At 67.7% G+C, this 15,817-nt stretch carries 15 protein-coding genes; 7 read left to right on the forward strand and 8 right to left on the reverse strand.

Annotation, left to right across the window (positions count from 1 at the left end; all coding sequences use genetic code 11):
* Positions 1–47: 47 nt before the first annotated feature.
* The 5 genes from EYW47_RS12110 to EYW47_RS12130 form a co-directional block, all read right to left on the reverse strand.
* Entirely contained in the window at positions 48–1,130 is a 1,083-nt protein-coding gene (locus EYW47_RS12110; protein ID WP_133195071.1) for a homocysteine S-methyltransferase family protein, read from the reverse strand.
* 287 nt (positions 1,131–1,417) lie between these two features.
* The gene (locus EYW47_RS12115; protein ID WP_133195072.1) at positions 1,418–1,675 is read right to left on the reverse strand and encodes a BTH_I0359 family protein; all 258 of its coding nucleotides are present in this window, start codon (positions 1,673–1,675) and stop codon (positions 1,418–1,420) included.
* Between the two features lie 162 nt (positions 1,676–1,837).
* Positions 1,838–2,665, reverse strand: coding sequence for an alpha/beta fold hydrolase (locus EYW47_RS12120; RefSeq protein ID WP_133195073.1), 828 nt, complete (start codon positions 2,663–2,665; stop codon positions 1,838–1,840).
* A gap of 434 nt (positions 2,666–3,099) precedes the next feature.
* Positions 3,100–4,647: a DUF3108 domain-containing protein gene (locus tag EYW47_RS12125; protein WP_133195074.1), complete on the reverse strand. Its 1,548-nt coding sequence runs from the start codon at positions 4,645–4,647 to the stop codon at positions 3,100–3,102.
* 103 nt (positions 4,648–4,750) lie between these two features.
* Positions 4,751–5,659, reverse strand: a complete 909-nt coding sequence (locus EYW47_RS12130; protein ID WP_133195075.1) for an IclR family transcriptional regulator — start codon at positions 5,657–5,659, stop codon at positions 4,751–4,753.
* A gap of 82 nt (positions 5,660–5,741) precedes the next feature.
* Here EYW47_RS12130 and EYW47_RS12135 point away from each other — a divergent pair, with 82 nt between their 5' ends.
* From EYW47_RS12135 to rfaE2, 7 genes are all read left to right on the forward strand, one after another.
* A complete protein-coding gene (locus EYW47_RS12135; RefSeq protein ID WP_133195076.1) occupies positions 5,742–6,728 on the forward strand; it encodes a fumarylacetoacetate hydrolase family protein in 987 nt (328 codons plus the stop codon).
* Positions 6,729–6,915: 187 nt separating this feature from the next.
* Positions 6,916–8,094 (forward strand): ABC transporter substrate-binding protein, encoded by a 1,179-nt coding sequence (locus tag EYW47_RS12140; RefSeq protein WP_133195077.1) that lies wholly within the window; start codon positions 6,916–6,918, stop codon positions 8,092–8,094.
* A 58-nt stretch (positions 8,095–8,152) separates the two neighbouring features.
* Positions 8,153–8,977, forward strand: a complete 825-nt coding sequence (locus EYW47_RS12145; RefSeq protein ID WP_133195078.1) for an enoyl-CoA hydratase/isomerase family protein — start codon at positions 8,153–8,155, stop codon at positions 8,975–8,977.
* Positions 8,978–9,254: 277 nt separating this feature from the next.
* Entirely contained in the window at positions 9,255–9,977 is a 723-nt protein-coding gene (locus tag EYW47_RS12150; protein ID WP_240763653.1) for a PhaM family polyhydroxyalkanoate granule multifunctional regulatory protein, read from the forward strand.
* Between the two features lie 109 nt (positions 9,978–10,086).
* Positions 10,087–11,304 (forward strand): patatin-like phospholipase family protein, encoded by a 1,218-nt coding sequence (locus EYW47_RS12155; protein WP_133195079.1) that lies wholly within the window; start codon positions 10,087–10,089, stop codon positions 11,302–11,304.
* Positions 11,305–11,792: 488 nt separating this feature from the next.
* On the forward strand, positions 11,793–12,662 hold the full coding sequence (locus EYW47_RS12160; RefSeq protein WP_028217147.1) for a ferritin family protein: 870 nt from the start codon (positions 11,793–11,795) through the stop codon (positions 12,660–12,662).
* A gap of 195 nt (positions 12,663–12,857) precedes the next feature.
* Positions 12,858–13,343, forward strand: a complete 486-nt coding sequence (gene rfaE2 / locus EYW47_RS12165) for a D-glycero-beta-D-manno-heptose 1-phosphate adenylyltransferase (RefSeq protein WP_133195080.1) — start codon at positions 12,858–12,860, stop codon at positions 13,341–13,343.
* Positions 13,344–13,437: 94 nt separating this feature from the next.
* Here rfaE2 and EYW47_RS12170 read toward each other — a convergent pair whose 3' ends face one another.
* From EYW47_RS12170 to EYW47_RS12180, 3 genes are all read right to left on the reverse strand, one after another.
* Entirely contained in the window at positions 13,438–13,677 is a 240-nt protein-coding gene (locus EYW47_RS12170) for a hypothetical protein (RefSeq protein WP_133195081.1), read from the reverse strand.
* Between the two features lie 73 nt (positions 13,678–13,750).
* Positions 13,751–14,710 carry a type III pantothenate kinase gene (locus EYW47_RS12175; protein ID WP_133195082.1) on the reverse strand — a complete coding sequence of 320 codons (960 nt, stop codon included), beginning with the start codon at positions 14,708–14,710 and terminating at the stop codon, positions 13,751–13,753.
* Positions 14,707–15,627 carry a biotin--[acetyl-CoA-carboxylase] ligase gene (locus tag EYW47_RS12180; protein WP_377785272.1) on the reverse strand — a complete coding sequence of 307 codons (921 nt, stop codon included), beginning with the start codon at positions 15,625–15,627 and terminating at the stop codon, positions 14,707–14,709. The genes EYW47_RS12175 and EYW47_RS12180 overlap by 4 nt, the downstream gene beginning before the upstream one ends.
* Positions 15,628–15,817: the final 190 nt, after the last annotated feature.

Genomic DNA, 15,817 nt, shown 5'->3' on the forward strand with positions numbered 1-15,817 from the left:
TTTCGTGGTGAGTCGGCGCCTGGGCGTTTCTTCGTTTCGTGATGGCGTTATGCCGCGTCGCGATACTGCCCGGGCCAGTGGCGCGGCTTCACTTCGGCGAGCGCCTTGGCGATCGCGGCGATGTGCTCGGGCGTGGTGCCGCAGCAGCCGCCCGCGACGTTCACGAGGCCGGCCGAGGCGAATTCCTTGAGCAGCGCCGAGGTATCCGCGGGCGTTTCGTCGAAGCCGGTGTCGCTCATCGGATTGGGCAGGCCCGCGTTCGGATAGCACGACACGTAGGTGTCGCACAGCTTCGCGAGCTCGGCGATGTACGGGCGCATGAGCGCGGCGCCTAGCGCGCAGTTCAGGCCGAACGTGAGCGGTTTCGCATGGCGCAGCGAATTCCAGAACGCCTCGACGGTCTGGCCCGAGAGAATGCGGCCCGAGGCGTCGGTGACGGTGCCCGAGATCATGATGGGCAGATTCTCGCCCGTATCTTCGAACAACTGATCGAGCGCGAAGAGCGCGGCCTTGGCGTTGAGCGTGTCGAAGATCGTCTCGACGAGGAACAGATCGCAGCCGCCGTCCATCAGCGCCTTCGCCTGGTCGTAATACGCGCGGCGCAACTCTTCGAACGTGACGTTGCGCGCGCCCGGATCGTTCACGTCGGGCGAGATGCTCGCGGTCTTCGGCGTCGGTCCGACGGCGCCCGCGACGAAGCGGGGCTTATCCGGCGTCGAATACTTGTCGCACGCGGCGCGCGCGAGCTTTGCCGATTCGAGGTTCATCTCGACGGCGAGCTCGCCCATGCCGTAGTCGTCCTGCGCCACCGTGGTCGCGCCGAACGTGTTGGTTTCGATGATGTCCGCGCCCGCGGCGAGATACTGCTCGTGAATCTCGCTGATGATCTGCGGCTGCGTGAGCGAGAGCAACTCGTTGTTGCCCTTGATGTCGCGCGAATAGTCCTTGAAGCGCTCGCCACGGTAGGCGGCTTCGTCGAGCTTGTAGCGCTGGATCATCGTGCCCATCGCGCCGTCGAGGATCAGGATGCGCGAAGCGAGCAGCGCGGGGAGCGCGGCGCCGCGCGTGTACGGGGTGGCGCCCGGGACGGCCCCGGCGGGGCGCGAAGCGTGTTCGGCAGGCTGGTTCATGGATGGCGGGCGGGCAAATGCGCCGATTGGACTGGGAAACCGGTTATTGTAGCGGCAGCCGGGGCGCTGCGCTGACATGCCGCTTGGCATGGTCGCGATGGCGGATCGCGCTCGATGGCCGCGTCGTGGCCGTGTCATGGCCGCGATCGCGGACGCGGCCGGCCCCGCAAAATGAAAACCCCGCGCGGCTTGCGGCCGGACGGGGTTCCCTGAGTGGGGTGTTGCCTGTCTAACGGTGAGGGTGCTGCTGGCGTGACCCGTTTCGCTGCAACGTGAGCCGGGCAGCGTCAGTGGAGCACTACGGGTTGCTGCATGAGGCTGTCGAACTGTCCGAGGAATTCATCCACCTCGTCCAGCGACTGTTCTTCATCCATCAGCTTCTGCACGTCTTCGCGAAAACGTGCCGCCATCGCGCCGTCGATGAAAAGCTCACGCCGCGCATTTTTATCGACGATCTCGTAGCCTCCCGAGCGCATGGCGACATGGCCATCCTGCGGGGGAAACTCGACGACGCAATAGTTGGGACTGTTGTAGATCATTTGCATGGCGACACTCCTTTTTCCTGTGCTCCCTCACTGCATGAATCGATACATGGAGCGTTCGGTCTGGAATTCAAGGGGTGGGTCCCACATCACCTCTTTTTCCGACTGCCTTCCCTATTTCCTTTTTTCTCCTTTTTTCAGGGTGCAACAAACCGGGTGCAACATTTAGACATGCTGCCCAAGAAACGTTTCCAGCATGGCCGCGAAACTGTGGGATTCCTCTACAGGGGCCAGATGCGCGGCATCGAGCAATTCGAAGCGTGCACCGGGGATGGCTTGCGCCAGCGCCTCGGTCAACGCGGGCGGCGTGCCGCTGTCATGGCGTCCGGCCACGGCGAGCGTCGGCACACGCAACTGCGCGAGTTGTTCATGAACGTCGAAATCACGCAGCGCTTCGCATGCGCGTGCGTAACCTTCTGCAGGCGTCCGTAATAAAACGTCACATATTTGTGCGGCGGTATCGCGATGCGTAAGACGGAAGCTTGCGGTCAACCAGCGCGCCAGCGTCGTATCGGCGAGTGCCGCGAGACCTTCGCGGCGAACCAGTTCGGCACGTTCGTCCCAGGCCGCGCGCGCTTCGGGCGCGGTGCGGCTCGCGGTATCGCACAGCGTGAGCGAACGCGCGCGCGAGTGCGTGCCCGCCGGTGTGCCGGATGTGGTGTCGGACGTTGCATGGTCGAGCGCGAACTGTTGCGCGATCATGCCGCCCATCGACATGCCGACGAGATGCGTCTGATCGATGCCTTGTGCGTCGAGTAGCGCGGCAAGATCGGCGGCGAGCTCGCGAAGGCCGAACGCGACGCGCGAGACGGCGCTCGCGCCATGGCCGCGCACGTCGTAGCGCAGCACGCTATAGCGATGCCGGAAATGACCCGCGAGGGTGTCCCATACGGTGAGGTCGCCGCCGAGCTGATGAATGAACGTCAACACGGGGCCGCCGCTGCGGTCTTCGAAGACGTAGCGCGTATCGATGCCGTTGACAGTCGCTTGCATGCGTTCCTCCTTGACCTTGGGGTCGGGAGTCCAGGCGATTGCGAGTTCCTGCGTGAACGTCGTTCCTGCGTTGCAAACCGCACGCCCGAAGGGTCCGTGTGTGCGGGCGCGGCGACGTTCGTGGCGCTATCCGTGTTGCATCGTCATGTGCTGCCTGGCTGTCTGCGCGCGGTGTCTCGTGTTGGGCGCATCAGCGGATGCGTTCGAAGCTTTTCCTCAGTGGATTCGTGTGTTCGTTCTTTGCTGCCTGCAGCGTGCTGCCACAGGTGATCCGTCCCGCTTCGAAGAGTGATGCATCGCCGCCTTTGGGTGTGTTCGTTGCGCGGCGCTTCGATGATTTCGAGTATGCGCTATTTCACGCAAACGTGTAGGCAGAAGGGCCGCCTTCGTCGTGCGCGGGCGACTTTGTTGTGGGCTAGTGTGCGCCAGGGCGCTCAGGGATGCAGCGGCGCGTCGGCGGCCGGCATTGGCGGTGCGTCTGGCGTCGCCGGTTGCGGTGCGGGTTGCGTCTGCGTTTGAGGTGCCGATGGCGGTGTCGATTGGGCCGACGATGGCGACGTGGGCGACGTGGGCGACGGCGCCGCGGACGGTGATGCCGCCGGCGGCGTGCCGGCGTTCGCATCGGCCGGTGCTGTGCTCGTGGGGGCCGGCGCCGCTTCGAGCGGCGCCGGCGAGGAGGTCGCGGCGTGACCTGGCGTGCCTTGCGGCGTGTCGCTCATTGTGTGATTCGCCGCATCATTCGCTGCGCCGCTCGCGCCACCGCTTGTCACACCATTTGTCGCGCCATTTGCAGCATCGCTCGCGCCCGGCGCCGCATCGCTCATATCGTTCGACGCAGACGGCACACTGAGCGCGCCGCGCCACAGCAGTTCGACCTCGGTGCCGCTCGGTTCGGTCTGCACGAGCCGTACCGGCAGCCAGCCGAGCGAGGGCGCGAGCCATACGTCGATGCGGCGCTTGTCGCCTGCGTGGCGCGGCAGCCGCATGAAGTGGCGCGCCGTGACGTAGCCGTGGTCCGTGCTCACCGTTTCGTCGCCGATGGTGGTGATGGGCCAGGTCTCGCCGCTGTCGTTGTCGGCGACGTAGAACTCGCGCGTGACGCCGGGCTTGTAGGCATCGGGGTTGCCGCGCACGAGGCTCGCGAGCTGCATCACCATGCTGAAGCGGTCCTGGGCGCCGTCGGGCAGCGCGAGCGAGTTGGGCGTGCGCGTGAAAACGATCTGCTTCTCATGGCGGTTGAAGATCGTGAAGTCTTCGGGGCGGCGGCCGCGCTTTTCGATGTACTGGTCGGGCGCGAGGCCGAACGCATCCACGTGGCCGCGGCTCGTCCAGCTGAACGTGCCGACGAAGGGCAGCGGCACCGACACCACCATCTCGTAGCGCTTGCCGTCGCTCTTCCAGTGGATCGTGCCGGGCTGATTGCGTGCGCCGTTAAAGAACGTGTCGTATTGGAGCTCGCCCGAAGGCGGCACGGAAAATTTCACGCCGTGCGAGGCCTGCTGGGCCTGCGCGGACGGATTGCTGCCGTTGCCGGGCGCGGCAGTGGCCGCTGCGCCGCTTGCGCCGTTCGCGGCGCTTGCCGGTGCAGTTTCAGTGGAAGGACTCGAGGCGGCTTGCGGTGCTTCAGGCGCAGCGGCGACCTTGGGATGCGGCGCGGGCGGCGCAATGGCCTGCAGCGTGTGAGGCGCGCTCGTCGCACGCTTTGGCCGGGCGGGTGCCGCGGGCTTCGCTTTTGCCGGCGCGCTCGCCGCGGGCCTCGCCTGCTGCTCGATGCGCTCGGGCTTGAGCAGCGCCACCTGCACGGGCACGCGCACCGGAGCGAGCGGCGGCGGCGCGCCGTGATGACGTGCGAACCATTCTGCCGCGAGCCAGTGCAGCGCGCTCACCGCGACGAACACGGCCGCCCAGCGCCACGCGCGCGAGCGGCGCGGCGGCGCGGGACGGGCACGATCGGCCTGGCGGTCGGCGGCGGAAGTGGACATCGGGCTCAAATATGACTTAAAGCAAAGGCGTTGGCGCGTGGGAGACCGTTACTGTGACACGACACGCGCCTTGGCTGCAGAAAGCCCCGGCCGCCGCGACCTGTCAGCGCTCAACGGGGCTGTACCCCAATTCATACGAGAGCCTCTGCGCGCATGCGCGCAGCGCGCAATCGACGGCGCCGTTCCAGGCGATATCGAACGCGCCTTCGTGGCCGAGCGCGATGAGCCCGAGCGCGAGGTCGCCGGTCGCGTCGAAGACGGGCGTGCAGAACGCGTGGATGGTCGGCAGCAGCATGCCTTCCACGCGCGCGGCGCCGTGCTCGCGCACCTCAGCCAGCGCGCGCTCAAGCTCCTCGGCGCTCCGGGGCGTCGAGCCCGAGGAATAGAGCTGCGCGCTGCCAAGCTCGCGCTCGATCATCGGCCCGGTTTTGCTGCGCGGCAGGTAAGCGGCGAACAGCAGGCCCGTGGCGGAGCTGAGCATCGGCATGACGTCGCCGAGCTTGAGCGAGGCCTTGGCCGGATGGCTCGATTCCATCCAGTGCACGACGGTCGGCCCCTGATTGCCCCACACGGCGATGCCCACGGTGATGTCGAGGGCGTCGCGCAACTCGGCGAGCGCGATGCGCGCGAGCTTCACGCCGTCCACGCGCGCGAGGCGCGCGAGCCCGAGCTGCAATGCGAAGCCGCCCAGTTCGTAACGGCCCGAGAGCGGGTCCTGCGCGACCATGCCGAGGCGCATGAAGCTCACGAGATAGCGGTGCGCCTTGGCCGGGCTCATGCCGGCGCGCTGCGCGAGGTCGCGCAGCATCATCGCGCGCGGCTCGTTGGTCAGCACTTCGAGCAGCCGGAAACCCACTTCGATCGACTGGATGCCCGAGCGCAGCTTTTCTTCGCCGCTCTCGCCGCTCTCGTGGACGTCGTCGAGGTCGGCGGCGTCCTCGGTGTCGCGAGCGGCAGCCGTGGATAGCGTGGCCGGTGGAGTGGCAGGGCGGACGGATCGGGAAGGCGGCATGGAGTCGTGCGGGTCCTGGCGTTCGGATTTCGATTCACCATCGTAGAATACATTTCCTCTATCGTCATCCACGTCCCACTACATGAAACTCGCCACGCTGAAGGACGGCACCCGCGACGGTCAGCTGATTGTCGTTTCCCGCGACCTGCGCAGCGCCGCCATTGCCGACGCGATCGCCCCCACGCTGCAGCGCGTGCTCGACGACTGGCGCTTCTACGCGCCGCAACTGCTCGATCTCTACGAGACGCTCAACTATGGCCGCGCGCGCAACGCCTTCAGCTTCGACGCCAGCGCGTGCATGGCGCCGCTGCCGCGCGCTTATCAGTGGGCGGACGGCTCGTCGTATGTGAATCACGTCGAGCTCGTGCGGCGCGCGCGCGGCGCGCAAATGCCGCCCGAGTTCTGGACCGACCCGCTCATGTACCAGGGCGGCAGCGACGACTTCATCGGCCCGACCGACGACATCGTGTGCGCATCGGAGGCCTGGGGCATCGACTTCGAGGCCGAGGTCGCCGTCGTCACCGGCGACGTGCCGATGGGAGCGAGCGCCGAGGACGCGCTCAAGGCGGTGCGCCTCATCACGCTCGCAAACGATGTCTCGCTGCGCAGCCTCATTCCCGCCGAGCTCGCGAAGGGCTTCGGCTTCTTCCAGAGCAAGCCGGCCACGTCGTTCGCGCCCGTCGTCGTGACGCCCGACGAGCTCGGCGAGCACTGGCGCGAAGGGCGCGTGCATCTGCCGATGCTCGTGTACTGGAACGGCAAGAAGGTCGGCCAGCCCGACGCGGGCACCGACATGGTGTTCCACTTCGGCCAGTTGATCGCGCATGCCGCGAAGACGCGCAATCTGCGCGCCGGGGCGATCGTCGGGTCGGGCACGGTCTCGAACAAGGATGCGAAGCGCGGCTACTGCTGCATCGCCGAGAAGCGCTGCCTCGAGACGATCGAGCACGGCGAGGCTCGCACCGAGTTCATGAAGTTCGGCGACAGCGTGAAGATCGAGATGCTCGACGAAGCGGGCCACTCGATCTTCGGCGCAATCGATCAAGCCGTCGCGCCGGGCGCCAACTGAGTCATCCGAAAGGGTTTCGCCGGATGCCGCATGCGCCGCGTGCGGCTACACTGGCGAACGCGCGTGCGCGTGGCGCCTTCAAGCGCTCACGCCTCGCGCAAGCGGTCCGCGCATCAAGGGCAGCACACGGACCGCATTCGAAGCCGTACGCAGAATACGCTCGACATACCAATCGCCTGGAGACACCGTGAAGCCCTCTCGCCCACGCCGTTTTGCCTGCTCGCTCGCATCCAGCGTCGCCGCCCTTTTCGGCCTTTCGGCGCCTGCTCTCGCCCTCGCACAGATCAAGATCGGCCTCGTGCTCTCGCTCACCGGCCCGGCCGCGTCGCTCGGCATTCCGGCGCGCGACACCGCGGCGATGTTCCCTGCGCAGATCGCGGGCCAGCAGGTGCAGTACATCGTGCTCGACGACGCCTCCGATACCACCCAGGCCGTGCAGGACACGAGAAAGCTGATCGACGAGCAGCACGTGGACGTCATCATCGGCTCGTCGATCACGCCGAACACGCTCGCGATGCTCGACGTGGTCGCGCAGGGCGAGACGCCCACGATCTCGCTGGCGTCGTCGGCGAAGATCATCGAGCCGGTGGACGACAAGCGCCACTGGATGTTCAAGACGCCGCAGACCGACGCGATGATGGCCGGCGCGATCGCCGAGCACGCGGCCGCGCACAATGTGAAGACCATCGCCTATATCGGCCAGGCCGACGCGCTCGGCGAGGCCTTCTACACCGAAGTCGCCAGGGCGGCGCAGGCGCGCGGCATCAAGATCGTCGCGAGCGAGCGCTTCAATCGCACCGATCCCAGCGTGACGGGCCAGGCGCTGAAGATCGTCACCGCGAAGCCCGACGCCGTTGTGGTGGGCGCGGCCGGCACGCCCGCCGCGCTGCCGCCCAAGGCGCTCAAGGAGCGCGGCTACAAGGGCGTCATCTATCACAACCATGGCGTGGGCAACCGCGATTTCCTGCGCGTGTGCGGCGCCGACTGCAACGGCACCTTCCTGCCCGCGAGTCCCGTGCTCGTGGCCTCGCAGCTGCCCGATGGCGAGCCGGAGCGGCGCCTCGCGCTCGACTATATTTCGCGCTACGAAGCACGTTACGGCGCCGGATCCGTTTCGGCGTTCGGTGCCTATACGTGGGACGCGGGCCTGTTGCTCGGCAGCGCGATTCCCATTGCGCTCCAGTCGGCGGCGCCGGGCACCAAAGAGTTTCGCCACGCGCTGCGCGACGCCATCGAGTCCACGCGCGGGCTGCACACCACCAACGGCATCGTCAACATGAGCGCCACGGACCACCTGGGGCTCGACGCGCGTGCACGCGTAATGGTCGAGATCCAGGACGGCAAATGGGTTTACCAGCCGCATTGATGTTTCCTTGATGTACCGTCCAATGATTCTGCAATCCGAAGCAATTGAGGAGCCGCCCATGAACGATCCTTTTTACGCCCACTATGACGCTCTGCGCGTGCGGCGGCACGAGCACGGCATCGTCGAAATCGTGATGAGCGGCGAAGGCACGAACAAGAGCGGCCTCGCCACCGCCGACGCCAGCATGCACCGCGAGCTCGCCGAAATCTGGCGCGACGTGGACCGCGACCCCGACGCGCGCGTCGCGGTGATCCGCGGCGAGGGCAAGGGCTTTTCGGCGGGCGGCGACCTGGCGCTCGTCGAGGACATGGCCATGCACTTCGACGTGCGCGCGCGTGTCTGGCGCGAGGCGCGCGACCTCGTCTACAACGTGATCAATTGCAGCAAGCCCATCGTTTCGGCGATGCACGGCCCGGCGGTGGGCGCGGGGCTCGTGGCGGGCCTGCTTGCCGATATCTCGATCGCGGCGAAGTCGGCGCGCATCATCGACGGGCACACGCGCCTGGGCGTTGCCGCCGGCGACCACGCGGCGATTGTCTGGCCGCTCCTGTGCGGCATGGCGAAGGCGAAGTACTACCTGCTGCTGTGCGAGCCGGTGAGCGGCGAGGAGGCCGAGCGCATCGGCCTCGTCTCGCTGGCGGTCGACGAGAACGACTTGCTGCCCAAGGCGTTCGAGGTCGCCAAGCGCCTCGCCAACGGCTCGCAGACCGCGCTGCGCTGGACCAAGTACGCGCTGAACAACTGGCTGCGCCAGGCGGGGCCGAATTTCGATACCTCGCTCGCGCTCGAATTCATGGGCTTTGCCGGACCCGACGTGCACGAGGGCGTGAAGTCGCTGCGCGAGCGGCGCGCGCCGGAATTTCCGGGCGGCGATCCGTTCTAACGGGTCCGTGGTGGCGCGAGTTGCTCGAGCGCGCCGGCAACCGCATGCGCGCCGCGCTTTGGCCGTGTGCACGAGACGTGAACTTCGCGCGCCCGGTGGCTCGGCCTGCGCGGTATGATCGAAACGTAATCATCTGCGCTTTTGTGCGCACGGCCTGCAGCGGGACACGCCATGTCGCTGCGAGCTGCAAGCCGGCGCAAGCCACATCCTGGAGCCCGCCCGATCCGGCCAGCCGGCCGTTCAGCGTGGCCATCCAACTTTGCGAGGGAGAATCCGCATGACCGATTCAGCAGGCACCGTGCCGCCGTTCCCGGGCTTTCCCGGCTTTCCGCCCGCCGAGATGCTCGACCGCATGTGGGGGATGATGCGCCTCACGCCGTTCGGCAGCGCGTTTCCCGGCGGCGAGCCGGGCGCGGCGCCGGGACTCGGGCCGTCGCTTTCGATGATGTCCGACATGATGACGCCGCTCACCAATATCGAGGAGCTCGACAAGCGCATCACCGATCTGCGTGCCGTCGAGCAGTGGCTCAAGCTCAACTTGAGCATGCTGCAGTCGGCGATCCAGGCGCTCGAAGTGCAGCGCGCGACGCTCTCCACCTTGCGCGCGTTCGGCGCGTTCGCGCAGTCGATGAGTCCGTCGAGCACGCAGAGCGCGCCGGAACCCGAGCCGCGCGACGCACGCGCGCAAGCGGGCGCCGCATCCGCGGAAACGGACGCCGCAGCGGGAGCGCCGGCCGGTTTCGACGCCTCGGCGTGGTGGAACCTGTTGCAGTCGCAATTCAATCAGCTCGCGCAGTTCGCGATGGTTCAGCCCACGGCGGCGGCCGAGGCGGCGGCCGAGGCGGCGACCGAGGCGGCGCAGGCCGCAGCCGAAGCGGCTGCGCCGCGCGCGAAGCCGGCGGCGAAGCGCAGCGGCGGTAGCGGCGGCGCGAACGGTGGCGGTGCAGGCAGCAAGCCGGCTGCGCGCGGCGCGAAGCGCTCGCCGGCGCAGCCCGAGTAGCGCAGGGACAGTTGGCGATGCGCGTCGATTAGCGGTCGGCGCCAGCGGTTAAAGGCAGTCGAAGGCAAATCCGTCCTGCGGGACGAAGCACACGGGGAGCGTCGGCGTCATGCGGCTTGCGCTCGTGATGATGGGTGGCGGCGCACGCGCGGCCTACCAGGCCGGCGCGCTGCGCGCGCTCGCGGAACTCGCTGCACAGGCCGAGCCGGCGCTGCGCGCGATGCCGTTCACGGTGATCTGCGGCACCTCGGCGGGCGCGATCAACGCCACCTCCATCGCCAGCCATGCCGACCACTTCCTGCACGGCGCGCAGCGCCTCGTCGACATCTGGTCCAATCTGAGCGCCGGCCAGGTGTATCGCACCGACTTGCCCGGCGTCGCGGCCGCGGGCGCGCGCTGGCTCGCCGCGCTCGCATTCGGCTGGGCCACGTTCGGGCTCGCGGCGCGGCGCACGCCGCGCACGCTGTTCGACAATGCGCCGCTCGCCCGTTTCCTTGAAGGCACGCTCAACTTCCACCGCATCGAGCAAATGCTCGACGAGCGCCGGCTGCACGCGCTCTCTGTGACCGCGCTCAGCTATTCGTCGGGGCGGCATCTCACCTTCTATCAGGCGAGCGAGCCCATCAGCGCGTGGCGTCGCGCGCAGCGCACGGCACGCATGGTCGCGCTCACGCCCGCCCATCTGCTCGCTTCGGCGGCGATTCCCTATGTGTTTCCCGCCGTGCGCCTCGAGCTCGACGGCCATCACGAATATTTCGGCGATGGCTCGATCCGGCAGATCGCGCCGCTTTCGCCGGCCATCCATTTCGGCGCGGAGCGCATTGTCGTGATCGGCGCTAACGCGAGCGCGCCCGAGGTGCCGGCGGTGCGCCCCGACATCGACGCCTATCCGACGCTCGCGCAGATCGGCCAGCAGGTGCTCGCGAGCGTGTTTCTCGACGCGCTCGGCGCCGACATCGAGCGCATCGAGCACGTGAACCGCATGGTGCTGCACCTGCCGCACACGGTTGAGCCGGAAAGCGGCTGGCGGCATATCGACGTGCTCGCGATCGGGCCGAGCGAGCGCATCGAGTTGATCGCCGCCCGTCACCTGCACGAGCTGCCACTCTCGGTGCGCACGCTGCTGGGCGCGGTGGGCGGCAATCGTGCGTCGGGCGCGGCGTTTGCGAGCTATCTGTTGTTCGAGAGCGCTTTTACCCGGGAGCTGGTCGAACTCGGTTACCGTGACACGCTGGCGCAACGCGAAGTTCTTCTGGAATGGCTCAAACAACCGTCGGACGTGCCTTCTGGCGTGGCGCACGGGCACCCTGAAGCGCGCCGGAACTGAAAGATCGGCGTGCTATCATCGTGTAAGGTTTTTCCGACCGCCCGCTGTCGGATGCTCGGGCGCGTCAACGCGGACGGGCGAGCGGCGGGCGCGGGAGATGCGGCAGAGCGGTGGGTTGGCTGCAAGCTGCGGCAATCTGCCGCAGCTTGACGGGATGCTCGCCGAACGCTCCGCCGGGGCCGCCGCGCCTTGCGTGAACGGGGCGGACGGGCGGCCAAGCGAAGCGGGCGGAATCCCGCGAATTATCCGGCAGCCGGATTCAAGGCATGGTGCAACTACCCAGAATCCATAACGGCGCCTTCCAATCCGGCATTGCAGATTGCCGCTCGACAGGAAGTAATCTGTTTAGCGGGGGTGTAATTGCGTCCGGGCGGCCGGTTACCGCGTAAAATTAAATGTTTTCGCCTGTGTGCCGTGAAGAGAGGTAAGCGCGACGCGGCCGCGGGCAGCACGATACAAGTCGTCATGCGCAGAACAGGGGCGGGACTATGAACACGATGCTTTATCCGGAACTTTACAAATCGCTCGAATCGGTCCGATGGGATATGGAGAAGGATATTCCCTGGGACAAGTTCGATGCGTCGCTCCTCACCGACGAGCAGGCCAGGACCATCAAGATGAACGCCATCACCGAATGGTCCGCGTTGCCGGCCACGGAGATGTTCCTGCGCGACAACCATCATGACAGCGACTTCTCCGCGTTCATGAGCGTGTGGTTCTTCGAGGAGCAGAAGCACTCGCTCGTGCTGATGGAGTACCTGCGCCGCTTCAAGCCGGAGCTCGTGCCCACCGAGGAAGAGCTGCACGCCGTGCGCTTCGAGTTCGATCCGGCGCCGCCGCTCGAGACGCTCATGCTGCACTTCTGCGGCGAGATCCGCCTGAACCACTGGTATCGCCGCGCGGCCGAGTGGCATACGGAGCCGGTCATCAAGGCCATCTACGAGACCATTTCGCGCGATGAGGCCCGCCACGGCGGCGCGTATCTGCGCTACATGAAGAAGGCGCTCAACAACTTCGGCGACGGCGCACGCGCGGCGTTCGCGAAGATCGGCGTGCTGATGGCCTCGGCGCGCCGCACCGAGAAGCCGCTGCACCCCACGAACCTGCACGTGAACCAGGCGCTGTTCCCGCGCGACACCGTGCAGTCGCGCCTGCCCGATCCGGAATGGCTCGAGCGCTGGCTCGACGAGCAGATCCGCTTCGACGACGGCTGGGAAAAGAAGGTGGTTGAGCGTATCCTGCACAACCTGTCGATCCTGTTCGAGCGCACCTTCACCACGGCGCAGGAGCTCAACCGCTACCGCAAGGAAGTGGTGCAGCGTCTGCAGGGCGAACAGGGCGCGCAGCAGCCGGCCTGATGCCCGTCTACCGCTCGTTCGTCTCGCGCCCGTTGCGGCGCTGAGGCGAGCCCGACGGCCCGGAGCGCTCGCGCGTGACGGGCTGTTTTTTCATCGGCGGCGCCCATTGCCGTCCGGTTTCAATCGTTCCAAACGTTTCAATCGCGCGGCGCTTCCGACGGCACCGTCAGCCGCGATTTACTCGAGCCTCATTCCATGCCCGCTTCCTTCGAACGCAAGATCACGACCCGCGAAGCGCTCGCGCAACGGCGCGCCTCGCTGAGCGGCCCGGTGGTGTTCACCAACGGCGTCTTCGACATCCTGCATCGCGGGCATGTGACCTATCTCGCCGACGCGAAGGCGCTGGGCGCGACGCTGATCGTTGGCGTGAATAGCGACGCTTCGGTCAAGATGCTCGGCAAGGGCGACGATCGCCCGATCAACAACGAGAACGACCGCATGGCGCTGCTGGCGGCGCTCGAGAGCGTGGACTGGGTGGTGCAGTTCGGGGAGCGCACGCCCGTCGAGCTGATCGAGGCCGTGCGTCCGGACATTCTCGTGAAGGGCGGCGACTACGATATGGATGCGCTGCCGGAGTCGGCGCTCGTGCGCAGCTGGGGCGGCCGCGCGCTCGCGATCGCCTTCGAGCACGACCGCTCGACCACGAAGCTGCTGCAGAAGGTCCGCGAACAGCAGGGCTGAGCGGATTCATCGACCCGGAGCGCTTTGATCGACCCGTGCTGCAATCGAGCGCTCACGCGTCGCGCACGCGCAACGCTTGCGCGGCGTGCCGGGATTACTGCGCGAGCGTAGAGGCCTGGATAGCCGGATCGGCCACCGGGCCGCCCACCACGGGCACGTCCACGGACTCCGAGGCCTTGATCGGCCGCACCGTGAGGCCTTCCGGATGGATCTGCCGGTTCAGTTGCTTGTGACCGTTCGTGGTCGTCAGAGGGGCGGGGCCGAACAGCCCGCGGATCGCTCCGAAGGCGAGCAGGTTGGCGAGAATCAGGATGGCGATCAGCCAGCGCAGCATCGTGTGAGACTCCGTCGATAGTGTTCGTGAGGTTCGCCGCCGCGCCGTGCGGCAGCGCGCGCCCGAGGCGCGCTCAGGATTGCGTCGCGATCAGCGCGAGGCCCGCGAGCACCAATGCGTCGTGGCGAGTATGCGGCACCTTCAGCGCCGCTGTCACTTCGGCGGCCGCACCGCCGCTCACCACCAGCCGCACCGGCATTTTCCACGCGTCTTGCAAATCGGCCCACACACGCTCGATCAGGCCCGCCTGGGCGAGCGCGCAGCCCGTCGAAATCGAGCGCTTCGTGTCGGTCGCAAAGAGCGGGCCTAATCCCAACGATCCCGCCAATTCCGCCGCTTTTCCCGTCATCGATTCCGTCATCGATTCCGCCATCGTTCCCGCGCCCGGCCCGGCGGCGCGCTCGCCGTGCGGCGTGCCGATCAGGCCGCGCGCGTGCTGCGCGTCGAGCACCGGCAACTGCGCCGTGTGCTCGCCAAGCGAGCGCATCATGAGCGTCCAGCCCGGTGCGATCAGGCCGCCCACGAAGGTGCCGTCGGCGCGCAGCGCCTCCAGCGTCGTTGCGGTGCCGAACGTGGCGATGAGCAGCGGCTCGTCAGGAAACGCCGCGCGCGCGCCGATCATGCCGGCCCAGCGGTCGCTGCCGAGTGCGTCGGCGCTCGTATAGCCGTTCGTCACGCCGCATTGCTGCCGGGTCGCGCGGATCACCGTGCGCGCGAGGCCGGGCCAATGGGCGTCGAGCGCGGCGTCGATGCGCTGCGCCACGGCCGCGCCCGCGACGTTCGAGATCCATGCGCTGCCGGGCATGGGCAGCGCCGACCAGTCGGCGAAGTCGCGTGCGGCGGCAGCAGCGGTGGTGGTCGCCGCGGCCGGGTCGGGCGCCGCGTTGCCCGGGGCGGCGTCGTGGCTCGACGCGCCCGCGTGCAGACGCGAGCCATCGGCGGCAACGAGCGCCCACTTGATCCGGCTATTGCCGGCGTCAATCAGCAGAAACGGCGGCGGGCAAGCGCGCTGGGCGCTGCTCGTGCCGCTCATGCGCCGTTGTCTGCGAGCCGCAGCGAGATGTCGCCGGTCGTGACGGCCTCGCGGCCGTGCGCTGTGTCGACGAGCAACTGGCCGCGCTCGTCCACTCCCACGGCCACGCCGCGCAGCAGCTCGGCGCCTTGCTCATAGAGCGCAATCTCGCGGCCTGCGTAAGCGTGGCACGCGTTCCAGCGCGCCTGGAACGGCGCGAAGCCCGCCGTGCCGAAGCGCTGCAGCGCGCCTTCGAGCGCGTTGAGCTCGGCGGCGAGCACGTCGGTGAGGTTGGCAGCGGGCCACGCGCGCGAGAGCGCGGTGGGCGCGGCACCTTGCACCGGCGCGGCCGGTTGGGACGCCGGGTCGGCGTTGAGCGCCTCGACCTTCGCGGCGAGCGCTTCTGGATGGCGCACGTTCGTGCCGATGCCGATCACCACCGCCGAGGCATCCGCCGTGCTCCACGCGCTCTCCACCAGAATCCCCACCAGCTTGTCGCCTTCGAGCAGCACGTCGTTGGGCCACTTGAGCGCGATCTGGCCGGGCGCGGCCACGGGCAGCGTGCGCAGCCCGTCCACCAGTGCCGAGCCGACTGCGAGGCTCAAGCCCGCGAGCCCCTCGACCGGGCGCGGCAGCACACAGCCGATGGAGAACAGCAGCGCGTCGCCGGGCTGGGCGATCCAGCTGCGCCCGCGCCGGCCGCGGCCCGCGGTCTGCAGATAGGCCACGCGCACGATCGGACGCGCGAGGGCGTCGGCGCGATGCGGCAGCGCCTTCAGGTGCGCCATCAGGTCGGCGTTGGTCGAGCCGGTTTCCTCGACGATCTCGATGGGCCAGTCGTTGGCGGCCGGGCCGAACAGCGTCACCGCACGCTCGCGGTCGATGCGCCAGTCGTCGGCGCTCGGGGTATCTGGGGTAGGAGTATTCATGTCTCGTATTGTAGTGGCTGCTACTGGCGCTGACGGGCGCGAATCGGCAGGCGGCCGCGAGCTGACATCGGCGTGGGGCCTGTCCGTTCCGCGCGGCTCCCCGTTTTTTCGATGGGCTCATCGGGGTGGCGCTTGCGCGGAAGTCGTCCAAATTTTGCTCGTTATTCAGGCAATTCACAGCTAACCCACAGCTGGCCCA

It is taken from the genome of Paraburkholderia silviterrae, assembly GCF_004353915.1.
Classification (GTDB): domain Bacteria; phylum Pseudomonadota; class Gammaproteobacteria; order Burkholderiales; family Burkholderiaceae; genus Paraburkholderia; species Paraburkholderia silviterrae.